This window comes from Pareuzebyella sediminis (genome assembly GCF_008367235.1).
GTDB classification, from domain to species: Bacteria; Bacteroidota; Bacteroidia; order Flavobacteriales; family Flavobacteriaceae; genus Pareuzebyella; species Pareuzebyella sediminis.
Genome location: NZ_VTZS01000006.1, coordinates 283,888 through 297,225, shown reverse-complemented (window position 1 = coordinate 297,225; position 13,338 = coordinate 283,888). Strand labels below are relative to the sequence as shown.

The 13,338-nt window shown below is 40.8% G+C and carries 15 protein-coding genes; 9 read left to right on the top strand and 6 right to left on the bottom strand.

The features are described from left to right. Positions 1-19 precede the first annotated feature (19 nt). On the top strand, positions 20-667 hold the full coding sequence (locus F2B13_RS19135) for a DUF1684 domain-containing protein (RefSeq protein ID WP_149304862.1): 648 nt from the start codon (positions 20-22) through the stop codon (positions 665-667). 69 nt (positions 668-736) lie between these two features. On the opposite strand, the gene F2B13_RS19130 is transcribed toward F2B13_RS19135, so the two are convergent. The 5 genes from F2B13_RS19130 to F2B13_RS19110 form a co-directional block, all read right to left on the bottom strand. Next, complete coding sequence (locus F2B13_RS19130) at positions 737-1,798, bottom strand: porin (RefSeq protein WP_149304861.1); 1,062 nt, start codon at positions 1,796-1,798, stop codon at positions 737-739. A 142-nt stretch (positions 1,799-1,940) separates the two neighbouring features. Next, positions 1,941-3,173, bottom strand: a complete 1,233-nt coding sequence (locus F2B13_RS19125; protein WP_149275144.1) for an ammonium transporter — start codon at positions 3,171-3,173, stop codon at positions 1,941-1,943. Between the two features lie 28 nt (positions 3,174-3,201). Continuing rightward, the gene (locus F2B13_RS19120; RefSeq protein WP_149275145.1) at positions 3,202-3,540 is read right to left on the bottom strand and encodes a P-II family nitrogen regulator; all 339 of its coding nucleotides are present in this window, start codon (positions 3,538-3,540) and stop codon (positions 3,202-3,204) included. Positions 3,541-3,832: 292 nt separating this feature from the next. After that, positions 3,833-4,201, bottom strand: a complete 369-nt coding sequence (gene crcB / locus F2B13_RS19115; protein ID WP_149275146.1) for a fluoride efflux transporter CrcB — start codon at positions 4,199-4,201, stop codon at positions 3,833-3,835. Between the two features lie 52 nt (positions 4,202-4,253). After that, positions 4,254-4,436: a hypothetical protein gene (locus F2B13_RS19110; RefSeq protein ID WP_149275147.1), complete on the bottom strand. Its 183-nt coding sequence runs from the start codon at positions 4,434-4,436 to the stop codon at positions 4,254-4,256. 377 nt (positions 4,437-4,813) lie between these two features. Here F2B13_RS19110 and F2B13_RS19100 point away from each other — a divergent pair, with 377 nt between their 5' ends. Beyond that, positions 4,814-5,200 (top strand): pyrophosphohydrolase domain-containing protein, encoded by a 387-nt coding sequence (locus F2B13_RS19100; protein ID WP_149275149.1) that lies wholly within the window; start codon positions 4,814-4,816, stop codon positions 5,198-5,200. A 164-nt stretch (positions 5,201-5,364) separates the two neighbouring features. On the opposite strand, the gene F2B13_RS19095 is transcribed toward F2B13_RS19100, so the two are convergent. Continuing rightward, the gene (locus F2B13_RS19095; RefSeq protein ID WP_149304860.1) at positions 5,365-6,429 is read right to left on the bottom strand and encodes a branched-chain amino acid aminotransferase; all 1,065 of its coding nucleotides are present in this window, start codon (positions 6,427-6,429) and stop codon (positions 5,365-5,367) included. A gap of 106 nt (positions 6,430-6,535) precedes the next feature. Between F2B13_RS19095 and F2B13_RS19090 the strand changes: the two genes are divergently transcribed. From F2B13_RS19090 to F2B13_RS19060, 7 genes are all read left to right on the top strand, one after another. Further along, on the top strand, positions 6,536-7,042 hold the full coding sequence (locus tag F2B13_RS19090; protein ID WP_149275151.1) for a DUF4920 domain-containing protein: 507 nt from the start codon (positions 6,536-6,538) through the stop codon (positions 7,040-7,042). A gap of 1 nt (position 7,043) precedes the next feature. Beyond that, complete coding sequence (gene mnmD, locus F2B13_RS19085) at positions 7,044-7,703, top strand: tRNA (5-methylaminomethyl-2-thiouridine)(34)-methyltransferase MnmD (RefSeq protein WP_149275152.1); 660 nt, start codon at positions 7,044-7,046, stop codon at positions 7,701-7,703. 89 nt (positions 7,704-7,792) lie between these two features. Then, positions 7,793-8,761 (top strand): TIGR01777 family oxidoreductase, encoded by a 969-nt coding sequence (locus F2B13_RS19080; RefSeq protein WP_149275153.1) that lies wholly within the window; start codon positions 7,793-7,795, stop codon positions 8,759-8,761. A gap of 379 nt (positions 8,762-9,140) precedes the next feature. Continuing rightward, the gene (locus F2B13_RS19075; RefSeq protein ID WP_149275154.1) at positions 9,141-9,698 is read left to right on the top strand and encodes a nucleotide exchange factor GrpE; all 558 of its coding nucleotides are present in this window, start codon (positions 9,141-9,143) and stop codon (positions 9,696-9,698) included. Positions 9,699-9,707: 9 nt separating this feature from the next. Further along, positions 9,708-10,817 carry a molecular chaperone DnaJ gene (gene dnaJ / locus F2B13_RS19070; RefSeq protein WP_149304859.1) on the top strand — a complete coding sequence of 370 codons (1,110 nt, stop codon included), beginning with the start codon at positions 9,708-9,710 and terminating at the stop codon, positions 10,815-10,817. A 248-nt stretch (positions 10,818-11,065) separates the two neighbouring features. Then, positions 11,066-12,001, top strand: a complete 936-nt coding sequence (locus F2B13_RS19065; RefSeq protein WP_149275156.1) for an ABC transporter ATP-binding protein — start codon at positions 11,066-11,068, stop codon at positions 11,999-12,001. Further along, on the top strand, positions 11,994-13,337 hold the full coding sequence (locus F2B13_RS19060) for an ABC transporter permease (RefSeq protein ID WP_149304858.1): 1,344 nt from the start codon (positions 11,994-11,996) through the stop codon (positions 13,335-13,337). Before F2B13_RS19065 ends, F2B13_RS19060 begins: the two co-directional genes overlap by 8 nt. Position 13,338: the final 1 nt, after the last annotated feature.

Genomic DNA, 13,338 nt, shown 5'->3' with positions numbered 1-13,338 from the left:
ACAACAAAAATTAGTGAGAATGAGATACTTAATTTTAATAGTATTATGTCTTATCGGCTGCAAAGAAGAAAAAAAGTACCATGATCGTGTTCAAGACAAAATAGAAATGCCTAAAACAGAAGTTTTGGCCGATATTCTGAAATTCCAATCCGAACTTAACGCAGAATATAAGAACCCTGAAACATCTCCTTTGCCCGACCGTTATAGAATGAACTTTGAGGGTCTCGATTTTTTTCCTCCCGATACAACTTATTCCGTTACGGCACGATTTGAAAGAACGCCTGAAGCACTTCCATTTTTAATGCCTACGACGACGGAAAGAAAATCTAATGAGGTGGTCTATGGTAGAGCTTATTTTACCTTGAAAGGCAAAGAATACCGGTTGGAGATATATCAAAACCAAGAACTGATGCTTCAGGAAAAGTACAGAGATTATCTTTTTCTACCCTTTACCGACCTGACGAATGGTCAGGAGACTTATGATGGGGGAAGGTATATCGATTTAACCATTCCCAAAGGAGATTCCATACGAATTGATTTTAATAAAGCCTATAATCCTTATTGTGCCTATAATAAGAAATACTCATGCCCTATTGTGCCCAGCGTAAATGCTTTGAACACCGAAGTTTTGGCGGGGGTAAAGGCTTTCAAACCAGGTGAAAATTAAAAGTCCCGTTCGCTATGAACGGGACTTTCAAACTGTTAAAAACTATAAACACTCAATTAATTTAATACCTTAGAAAGAATAGATGGCCGCTAGCACAAAGGAAGATAATCCTCCCATAGGAACTCCATCCGAATCTATGAACACTTCTTCCGAAGCACTATCCAACCTCAATTCCGGCTTGATCATCAAATCTCCTATTGTAGCACTTCCGGTTAAGGTAATTGCGAATACACTTGCGCTTCCATCCGTATCGAATACGTCTCCTATGGCGCCAAATTCATCAGTTTCAGAAAAGTACTCACCGCGAAGACCAATGGTAAAGTTATCTGAAGTGGCCAGTTGTGGGTAGAGTGCAACACCAGCGAAGCTTCCTACCCCATCTTCTTCGTCGCCGTCGAAATATGCAGCGTTAATACCGAGGAAGAAAGAGTCTGAAAGATCAAAACCACCAGTGAAATCCAGTTCGTAAGAACCATTGTCGATCAAAAGGTTCAAATACTGTCCACTATAACCCAATTGAGCACCCCAAGCGTACTGGCCTGTTGGGTTAAACTCGGTCAAATCGGTCGGGTTCATCACAGCAAGCATTAAGCTAAAATCATCTGATAAGGCAAAATCGGCTTTCAACCCCGTATGGGAGAAGGGACCGTAAGAGAAAAGGTATGAGGTACTATAATTGAAATTCGCTACTGGAGAAATAACCTCGTAGCCCAAAAATGTATTGAAATTACCGAAGGTCAAGGTTACGCTCTCAGAAACGTTCCAATAGGCGTATAACTGGTTTACGATATTCCCCGTAGCCGAGTACATAGGGGAAGCAAAAATGGCATCCGTACCCCTTGGTCCGAAAACCAAGTCGGCAACGAATCCGACCTTTTCACCTTCATATCCGGCGATGACATTGGCCATGCCTAGGGCAAAACCTGGTAAATTGGCGAACGAACTTCCAGGAGCTTGGGCATTTTCGCCATTGGGTGCATTCAAATTGGCTCGATAATAAGCATCGATAGAGCCACTGAAAGTAAATTTCTTTTTCTCCTCGTCATCTTGGGCAAGAATTGCCGTGGTCGAAAGGAGTAAAGTAAATAAAAAAAGAATTTTTACGTAATTTGTATGTATAATCGCTTTCATCTATATTGTTTTTAGTGGTCCTTATGGACGATCCTGTTGATTTATTCAACTGTCCGATTTAAAGACAGTATTGTCAGTATTTAGTAATCGAAAGGGTTATAGAACGGAGCGTTCTGCCAAACGCTCCGTTCCTATTTTTTAATTAGTCGTTAGTGAAATCAGGATAGGCATCCATACCGTGCTCATGTATATCAAGGCCTTCCATTTCTTCCTCTTTGCTTACACGTAGTCCCATAATGGCTTTTAATCCACCGAGGATAATGAAGGAACAAATGACGCAGAAGGCGCCTATGATCAGAACGCCATATAATTGGGTCATGAATTGACCCATTCCTGCTTTATCACCGAATAGACCTACGGCAAGCGTTCCCCATATTCCACAGATCAAGTGAACCGTTACGGCACCTACGGGGTCGTCAAGCTTCAATTTGTCAATGAAGGCTACTCCTAGTACGATAATAAGGCCTGCCAAGAAACCAATGATTACAGCTTCATTGGGCGACATTAAATCCGCCCCAGCCGTAATACCTACCAAACCACCCAATATTCCGTTCAAGAACATGGTGAGATCTAAATTCTTATAGAGTACCGTAGAAAGGAAAAAAGCTCCGAATCCACCTGCTGCTGCGGCCAAACTTGTAGTGACCAACACTAGAGAGGTCAATTCAGGATCTGCAGAGAGAACGGATCCGCCGTTAAAGCCGAACCATCCCAACCAAAGGATTAACACCCCTGCTGTGGCCATCGGTATACTATGGCCTGGAATCGCCTTGGGCTTTCCGTCGTCGTCAAATTTACCGATACGGGAGCCTAGTAAAAATATAGCGACCAGGGCTGCCCAGCCACCAACGGAGTGTACCAAGGTTGAACCGGCAAAATCATAAAAGCCCCATGAATCTAAAAATCCACCGCCCCACTTCCAGGCACCCACTATGGGGTAAACCAAGCCGACGTAGATAACGGTGAAAATCATAAATGATCCTATTTTGATACGCTCTGCCACGGCTCCTGAGACTATTGTAGCAGCAGTAGCTGCAAACATTCCCTGAAAAAGAAAATCTGTCCACCATGTATACCCACCATCGGCGTATTCAGGTGTCATACCTCCCTCAGGTGCACCGATGCCGAATCCTGCGAACCCGAAAATACCGGATGATCCTTCCTCAAAACCTGGGTACATCATATTGAAGCCCCAAGCGTAGTATAGCAACAGCCCACCGGTGATAATAAATATGTTCTTAAATAGTATGTTGATCGTGTTTTTCTGTCTGGTCAAACCGATTTCTAAAAATGCGAAACCTGTATGCATGAAGAATACCAAAGCGGTAGCCAACATCATCCATACATTATTTGCCGTAAATAATCCTGCGTCCATTTTATAAAAAGTTTAGTTAGTAGTATGTTTAGTTGATTCCTGCGTGACCGCTTTCTTTGGTTCTAATTCGATATGCTTCTAGAACGTCACAAACGAATATTTTACCATCTCCAACGTTTCCGGTAAAAGCGGTTTCCAGAATAACATTAACGGTACTTTCAAGATATTCGTCGGATACCACTACGGAGAGATATCTACGCTGAATATCAGAAGTGCTGTACGAAATACCACGATAGACGTGGCCTTGTTTCTCATTCCCAACTCCAGTTACATCCCAATAGGTAAAGAAGTTGACCTCGTTATCATGCAACGCCTTCTTGACGTCGTCAAACTTGGATTTTCTAATAATTGCCTCGATTTGTTTCATAATACTTTTATTGATTACTAGGGCAAATATATATGAATAATATTATCACCCTAATTTTATAGGGGTACTAATGGGTATTTTTATATTTATGACAATAATACCCCCCTATTTTTTTAGGGTAATGAAACAAAAAAGGATATAAATGAATTTTTAATGATTTGAAATGAAGAAAATGCTCAAAATTTTAAAAATAATGAGGTAAAAATGAAATAACCTTGAAAAAATGTTAGTAGTTACTAGGGAAAAGGTGATATTTTGACAAATCTATCAAAAACAAAAAGTAATGTTTTAGCTACAACAATTTGGACAGCCATAACCCTAAAGCGACTGCCAGAATACCAACGAGAATACTAGAGAGGGTGTAAAACGAAAAGTAAAGAAGTTGGCCTGAATCGAGAAGTGAATGTTTTTCAAAAGCGAAAGTAGAGAAGGTAGTAAAGCCTCCGCAGAATCCTGTGGCAAATAAAAGAATTTGGTTTTCTGAAAAACTGCCCTTGACGAAAAGCCCTAAAATTAGCCCTATAAGTAGGCATCCGATACTATTGACCAAAAAAGTGCCCAAGAAAAAATGTTGAAAATACCCGTTTAAAGCTTTAGATATAATATAGCGTAACAAACTACCTAATCCTCCACCGAAAAAAACAAGTAAAAATGGCTTCATCTGCGCAAATTACATAATTAATCCGTCAGATTGTCCATGAATTTAAATGAAACTATATGGCTTTTTTATACTTTGAGGAAAGCTCGTTCAATGGGTAAACTTTCGAATTGGAAGTCGTTTCCGAAGCCTGTTTCTTATGGCTCTTGAACCCCATCTGGAAATTTCCGAGGCTGAATACCATGAAAAGACCATTGGCCCCGATCAAAATAAGTAATATGGTAAAGAAAGTAGTCATTTTATTTGCCCCTTTTACTGATAACGCAAAATTATGCGTTTTGTTGTTATATACGTGATAAAACGGCAGATTGTCTTAGAAAACGTAACTTTTATCGATTGTATAATTGAAGGGGCTAATTTTTCAGGAAGTACTTAAGAATGAACAATATTATTATGAAAAAGAGGAAAACCAGAGCAACCCATTTGACTCCTTTATAATTTTTTAAGTGCAATTTTTTGTCCTTGTGATAGGCATAGAAGAGAATTATAACGAAACCTAAAGCGAAAACGCATGCAAAAATGATTTGTCCGGTACTGAACATTATCCATATTTTTAGGCAAAATTACATTTTAAAAAGGGAAATATACTTTCGTCACTAAAAATTAGGATACGATATGAAAGACAAAATCAGTGCCGTTGAACAATTTCATAAGTCATTTGGACTTGGAGTTTCCAATAATTTGCAGGCGGACCTGGGTGCCCAAAAGAATTTACTGCGATTCAATTTAATGGACGAAGAGAATAAAGAATATCTGGAAGCTGCGAACAACAATGATATTGTAGAAGTGGCCGATGCGCTGGGTGATATGCTGTACATTTTATGCGGTACCATTCTCGAACACGGCATGCAGTTCAAAATAGAAGAGGTTTTCAACGAAATTCAGCGAAGCAATATGAGCAAATTAGGTAGTGATGGTAGGCCTATTTATAGAGAAGATGGTAAGGTTTTAAAAGGACCTAACTATTTTAAACCGGACATAAAGGGCGTACTCGATAAATAGTCTATATGAATACTGGGGTGCCAAATGGCGCCCCATGTCGGTTTAGTCTCTCCGCTTAGATGAGCAAAAATCCCATGGGTTTATTCGTAAACGATAACTAGAAAAAGGTGCAGTGCTCCAAACGTACAGTTACTATCCGCGTTTTGTTATTCTCATTTTCTTAGCTATACTTTCAAACGCCACCCAAACGGATCATTCCCTCGATTAAACTGAATGTCGGTGATTCTCTTTTTAAGACGGGAGGCATAACTGGTTTCAACTTCGGGCAGGTCATAATCGATACCACGATAACCAAAAGTCGAAATCGGGGAGACCACGGCCGCTGTACCAGCTCCGAACATTTCCTTTAAAGTGCCTTTTTTAGCCGCCTCTACGACCTCTTGTACGGTAATTTTACGTACTTCAGTAGGTATTCCCTCTTCTTCCGCAATCTGCAAAATACTTTTTCGCGTGATACCATCGAGAATGCGGTCGCTTGTAGGGCCGGTCAGCAAAGTGTCATCAATGCGTATAAAAATGTTCATGGCACCTGCCTCTTCAATGTATTCATGGTTGTGGTCATCGGTCCAGATCACCTGATTATAACCTTTTTCAACCGCCAATTGGGTAGGATAGAATTGACCCGCATAATTTCCACCTGCCTTGGCAAAACCTACACCACCATCTGCAGAGCGTGAATATTTTTCCTCGATGAGAACTTTGACTTTTCCTGAAAAGTAAGAACCCGATGGTGCAAGGCAGATTACAAATTTGTATTCGTCGGCCGGTGAGGCATGAAAACCTTTGCCCGAAGCGAATATAAATGGTCTGATATACATAGAGCTCCCCTCTTTTTTCGGGATCCACTCCCTATCAAGGTCGAGTAAGGCTTTTAAACCTTCCATAAAGTATTCCTCGGGTAATTCCGGAATTGCCATCCGCTTGGCAGAGATGTTCAACCGCTTATGGTTGTCCAATGGTCTAAAGAGCCATACTTCATCATCTTTGTCCTTGTAGGCCTTCATTCCCTCGAAAATAGACTGCCCGTAATGGAAAATCTTGGCCGATGGTTCTAGGCTAATTGGTTGGTACGGAATGATTTTTGGGGTTTCCCAAGCTCCGTTCTTATAATCGCAGACCAACATGTGATCGGTAAATACGCTGCCGAAAGCAAGATTTTTAAAATCTACCTGATCTATTTTCGAATGCTCAATTCGCTCAATGTGGATGTTTTCTGTGGTCGTACTCATCTTTTTTAGCTTAGAAGTATTAAAATTAATTATTTATCCCAACCCATTATTCTTTTTTCGTTCAAAATTGTCCAATTTTGTATACAAGATCTCATTTTTAATAGATATGAAAAGATTTAACGTTTTAGTTGCATTTTTGATGTTTGTTTTTGTCTCTTATGCCCAGAAAAATAAGGAGAATGGCACAGGCTCTAAAGAACTATCAGCCGAGCATGCTACTTTTGGGACGTTTTTTCAATTTAATGATGCACTTTCCGATGTCAAAATGACGGAAGTATATCAAAGATTGTCTTCAAGTGATACGATCCCAAAAAAGTTTAGGGCTACGGTCACCGACGTATGTCAAGCCAAAGGATGTTGGATGAAATTACAGTTGAAAAATGGGCAAGAAACCATGGTTCGTTTTAAGGATTACGGTTTTTTTGTTCCCATGGACATCGCTGGAAAAGAGGTAATCGTTAACGGATTGGCATATGTGGAGTCCATGTCGGTCGAGGATCAAAAGCATTATGCAAAAGATGCCGGCCTGGCCGAATCGGAAATCAACAAGATTTCTGAACCCAAAAAAATATTGAGTTTTGAGGCCGATGGGGTAGTCTTGATACAACAATAGGGTGAAACGAAAGATTATAACCACAGCAGATGGTTCCCATACGATTCAGATTTTGGATTGGAACGAACAGTATCATTCGAAACACGGTGCCATTCAAGAAGCGTATCACGTGTTCATTAAGAATGGCCTTTCACTTTTCCCCAGCGGGGATCTTTCTATTTTGGAAATAGGTTTTGGTACTGGCCTAAACGCATTTATCACATTTATTGAAGCCCAAAAGAAAAATATTTCGATACACTATACAGGGGTAGAACTATATCCTGTAGGTATCGAAGAGATAAAGCAACTAAACTACGTGGCACGGCTTAAAGCCGAAACGAGTGATAAGCTATTCTTGGCAATGCATGAAGCACCATGGGAGGAGGCTACAAAGATATCGAAGGCCTTTCATCTTCATAAGCGGAGAATTGATTTTACTGCGATTGACGATGAAAGTATGTATGATTTAGTCTATTTTGATGCGTTTGGTGCCCGGGTACAGCCTGAGTTATGGACGGAAGACTTATTTTCAAAGATGTATAGGGCGATGAAAAAAGGTGGAGTTTTGGTAACCTATGCCGCAAAAGGTAGTGTAAGAAGGGCAATGCAAGATGTAGGTTTTCGGGTTGAACGGTTAGAGGGTCCCCCGGGAAAGCGGGAAATGTTGCGTGCCTGTAAATAGATTTTTTACTTGCTCTGGGCTTGTTCCAATAGTGTTAAATCGAAATTAAATGCCATTCACTTGGTAAAGCATTATACTATCTTTGTGCTATGAAAATATTGATTACCGGAGCAACAGGATTAGTGGGTAGTGAAATTGTTACTCACTGCATGAACCAAAATATTCCGGTCAATTATTTGACAACAAGCAAGGATAAGATGGTGTCAAAACCAGGGTATCAAGGCTTCTATTGGAATCCGAAAACAGAGGAAATTGATACCAATTGTTTCGAAGGCGTAACGGCGATCATCAATCTGGCCGGAGCAAGTATATCAAAAAGATGGACTTCTTCTTATAAGAAAACAATACGCTCTAGTCGAGTGAATACGCTAAAGACCCTTAAGAAGGGGTTGCTTAAAGAGAATGCCAAAAGTATAACTTCGTTTGTTTCGGCATCTGCCATAGGTATTTATCCTGATTCATTATCAAACTACTATTCGGAAGAGGAACAGGCCGTCGATGATAGTTTTTTGGGAAAGGTGGTGGAGGAATGGGAAGCAGAGGTCGATGCCTTTAAAGCATTCGATTTTAGTGTGGCAAAGATTCGGATCGGCCTCGTAGTGTCAACAGAAGGTGGGGCACTGCCTGAAATGGCCAAACCCATTAAAAATTATGTGGGAGCGGCTTTCGGTAGTGGAGAACAATGGCAATCATGGATACATATTGCAGACCTTGCACGTATTTTTTTATTCACCCTTGACCATCGATTGAACGGAGTATACAATGGGGTGGCGCCAAATCCGGTCACGAACAACAAACTCGTAAAGGAAATTGCCAATGTACTCGAAAAGCCTTTGCTTTTACCCAATATTCCAAAATTTGTGATGAAAACCATATTGGGTGAAATGGCTTACATCCTATTTGTCAGTCAGCGTGTGAGCTCAAAAAAAATAGAGGAGGAGGGGTTCGTTTTTACCCATCCCAATATTTGCGTTGCCTTACAAGACCTCTACTCAAAGAACGAGGGCAGGGCTTCTTCCCAGACATCTTCAAGCAATGAATATATTTCGTTATCATAGCATTCTTGCTGACGGCAATGCGATGACTCCCTAATTTTCCTTCATTAGATGAAGCTGGCCCTAGCGGCTCTAATAATTAGGGAAATGCAATCTCCATAATCTTTAAGGGAAGCACTCCACGAGAACCAGGGCGTATACCAAATACCTTTTCCGAGCAAAGATGTGTTTTTTAGGATAGGCTATGTTGTTATCGAAAGGGCGGTCTTCGAAGGGTCTCTGGTGCCATTTGTTGCATCCGCATAAAATCCGCGGTTTCCCCACCTTGTATAAGATGCGATGGTTCGTTTAGCAGCTACAAACTTTTTAATGACATTTTGACATTTTTAAAGAATTGGCAGTACTTTTGCCTCCTTGAAGAAAGAATAAAACAAAGCGTTACATGAGCGATAAAGATACGACCACAGAAGAATTCGATGAGGTGAAGGACCAAAATGAACCAGAAGTGTCCGAGGAAAATGATAGCGAGCAAGAGGAGAAAGATGAACTTTCTGTAGAAGACCAACTGAGAGAGGATTTGGCCAAGGAAAAGGATAAATTTTTGCGTCTTTTTGCTGAGTTCGAGAATTTTAAAAAGAGAACGTCAAAAGAACGTGTAGATCTTTTCAAAACTGCAGGTCAAGAGATTATGCTGGCGTTGTTGCCGGTAATGGACGATTTTGACCGAGCCCTAAAAGAACTTGCAAAGTCCGAGGATAAAGAGATGTTCAAGGGGGTTGAGCTAATAAGGGTCAAACTAAGGGAGACCCTAAAATCTAAAGGGCTTGAGGAAGTAAGTGCACAGCAAGGCGACGTTTTCGATGCGGAATTACATGATGCCATAACCCAGATTCCTGCCCCGGATAAAAAACTAAAAGGTAAGATCGTCGATGTGGTAGAGCGCGGATTTAAACTTGGTGATCGGATTATTCGTCACCCTAAGGTGGTCGTTGGAAACTAAAATAAAGGAATGAAGCAAGATTATTACGAAATTTTAGGCATAAGTAAAGGTGCCAGTACGGCGGAAATTAAAAAGGCATACCGAAAAAAAGCCTTGGAATATCACCCGGACAAGAACCCCGGAGATACAAAGGCTGAAGAGATGTTCAAAAAGGCTGCGGAAGCCTACGAAGTACTGAGCAATCCAGACAAACGTGCCAGATATGACCAGTTCGGCCATGCAGCTTTCGACGGTGCAGGTGGTTTTGGAGGAGGGGGCATGAATATGGATGACATCTTCAGCCAATTTGGTGATATATTTGGTAGTGCTTTCGGCGGTGGTTTCGGCGGTTTTGGCGGTGGAGGCCAAAGAAGGGTGAAAGGTAGCAACCTTCGCATTCGTGTAAAATTAACCTTGGAAGAAGTTGCCAACGGTGTCGAGAAGAAAGTCAAGGTCAGAAGAAAGAAACAAGCTGCGGGGGTAACGTATCAAACGTGCACCACTTGTGGTGGAAGAGGCCAGGTGACCAAGATTACCAATACCATACTCGGTAGAATGCAGACCGCGACCACATGTAGCACGTGTGGGGGGAGCGGCCAAATTTTAGATAAGAAGCCCCATGATGCCGATGCACAAGGTCTAAAGATAGAAGAGGAAACTGTGGCAATCAAGATTCCCGCAGGTGTTGAAGAGGGTATGCAACTCAAAGTTCCCGGAAAGGGCAATGAAGCTCCTGGGAACGGCGTTCCGGGCGACCTCTTGGTGGCTATTGAAACCCAGGACCATGAAACGCTTAAACGGGAAGGCGATAATCTTCATTACGATCTATATGTCAGTATATCCGAAGCTGTACTCGGTACTTCTAAGGAAATCGATGCCGTAGGTGGAAAAGTGCGAATCAAACTTGAACCGGGCATTCAATCGGGTAAAATTTTGCGCTTAAGGGGTAAAGGTATTTCCAGTATAAACGGTTATGGTAGTGGCGATTTACTAGTGCATGTGAATGTATGGACCCCTAAGGAGTTGAATAAGGAGCAACGGGATTTCTTCGAAAGAATGCAGGGTAACGACAATTTTGAGCCCAGACCTGAAAAATCGGATAAATCTTTCTTTGAAAAGGTAAAAGATATGTTCTCTTAGTTCAAATCCTTTGAGATTTAAATAAAAAACGTATATTTGATTTGATATTGGGTAACCAATATTAATTTTCTTTTTCATAGCAATTTTTTTCCCATCCTTAATGTTATTAAGGGTGGGTTTTGTTTTTTAGGGGCTTTTCTAAAAAGCCGCTACAACATGTAACAAGAATGTGTCCCGAAAAAAATGATTGGATAAACTGATGCATTGTTCGCTATGAACAATTAGCTATCTTTGAAAAAATTGTTTGCATGAACCACATTTTGGTTACTAAAGAGGTTACCAAACATTATGGGAAGCATACCGCTCTAAACAAGGTTTCCCTAGAAATTCCAAAGAATAGTATTTATGGCCTTTTAGGCCCCAATGGGGCAGGAAAGACCACCTTGATCCGCATCATCAACCAAATCACATTTCCTGATGATGGTGAGGTTATTTTTGATGGTGAAAGCTTGAAGCAAAAACATATCGCCCACATCGGCTATTTACCGGAGGAAAGAGGCCTATACAAGAGTATGAAAGTAGGCGAGCAGGCACTTTATCTTGCCCAATTAAAAGGGATGACCAAGGCCGAAGCGAAGAAACGGTTAAAATTTTGGTTCGAAAGACTTGAAATTGGCGATTGGTGGAATAAAAAAATTCAAGAACTTTCTAAGGGTATGGCCCAAAAGATACAGTTTATCGTTACTGTATTGCACAGGCCCAAACTGCTTATTTTTGACGAACCTTTTAGCGGGTTTGATCCGATCAATGCCAATATTATCAAAGATGAAATTTTACAATTAAAGGAACAGGGTACTTCAATTATCTTCTCGACCCATAGAATGGAATCGGTAGAAGAACTCTGCGAATATATTGCCCTCATACATCAATCGGAAAAAATATTGGATGGGCGATTGTCCGATATCAAAAAAGCATATAAAAACAATGTGTTCAAAATTGGATTGGAGACCAGAAATGCGGATATTCTGCTAAAGGAGCTTGCCGACAAGTTTGAGATAGCCTCCTCAACATACGACGGAGGCGAAGGCCAGCTTGACCTTACGATAAAGCTTCCGTCAAGTGATTCTAAAAACATTCTATCTTATCTTTCGACCAAGGGCAATATCAATAATTTTGTGGAAACCATACCCTCCGCCAACGACATTTTTATTAAGACGATCCAAAATAAAGGTTCACGTGAATAAATTACCACTGATCATAAAAAGGGAATATTTGGCCAAAGTGCGCAATAAGTCCTTCGTAATTATGACCTTTCTAAGTCCTATTCTTATGGTGGGTATGATAGTGCTTATCGCATATCTTACCAAAATAAATGACAATGAAAAACATGTCATCTGCATACTAAATGAAAGTGATTACTTTTCGAATGTATTTTTGAATACCGGAAGTACCTCCTATGTCGATTTCAAGAATATATCATTACGTCAAGCGAAAGATTCTACCGCAAGCATGGGATATTATGGGTTACTATATATACCCTCTGGAACCAATTTAGAAATGGTTAGTGCCAATTCGTATTTATTTACCAAAGAGGTGCCAAGTACTTTGGTGTTAGAAAAGCTCGAGGCAATTTTTGAGGAAAGGTTACGGCAAGAACGTTTGAGTGAGATGGGGGTTTCCGCGGCAGAGTTCGCGTCTATTGATGAGAGTTTTGATATTAATACGGCCACTTTTGCTGGACAACAGAATATTAAAGGCATTAATGAAATCAAAGCAGTGATAGGTGGAGGTTTTGGATATTTGATCATGATGTTCATTATCATTTATGGCGGTTTTGTTATGCGCAGTGTAATTGAGGAAAAAACCAGCAGGATAATCGAGGTGATCATTTCTTCCGTGAAACCGTTTCAATTGATGCTGGGCAAGATTATCGGTACGTCTTTGGCAGGCATAACCCAATTCGCTATCTGGATCGTCTCGGCCGGAGTTTTGTTGTTGATTGCATTCTCGATTTTAAATATAGACCTTGACGCATTAAATGGATCAGGTACTGCTTCGGTACCCGGTGTCGGGTCCCATATGGCTCCACCAGTACCTATGGGCGATCAGACCCTACAGATATATGCGCAAGAATTATTTCAGATTCCTTGGTTAATGCTCATTTCTTTTTTTCTTGTTTACTTTCTGCTCGGCTATCTGATTTACAGCTCTATTTACGCCGCAATCGGCGCGGCCGTCGATAATGAAACAGATACGCAACAGTTTATCTTCCCTATTATTTTGCCGTTAATGTTGGCTATTTATGTCGGGTTTTTTTCGGTATTCAGTAATCCGCATGGCCCAATTGCAGTGGGATTTTCGCTTTTTCCCCTGACATCACCTATTGTTATGCTTATGCGATTACCAAGTGGAATTGGAACCGGTGGAGTACCTATCTGGGAATTGGTAACTTCCATACTTCTTTTAATCATTACTTTTATAGGTATCGTATGGTTGGCCGCTAAAATATATCGCGTTGGTATATTAATGTACGGTAAAAGGCCGACATATAGGGAACTGTTCAAGTGGTTAAAATATTGAC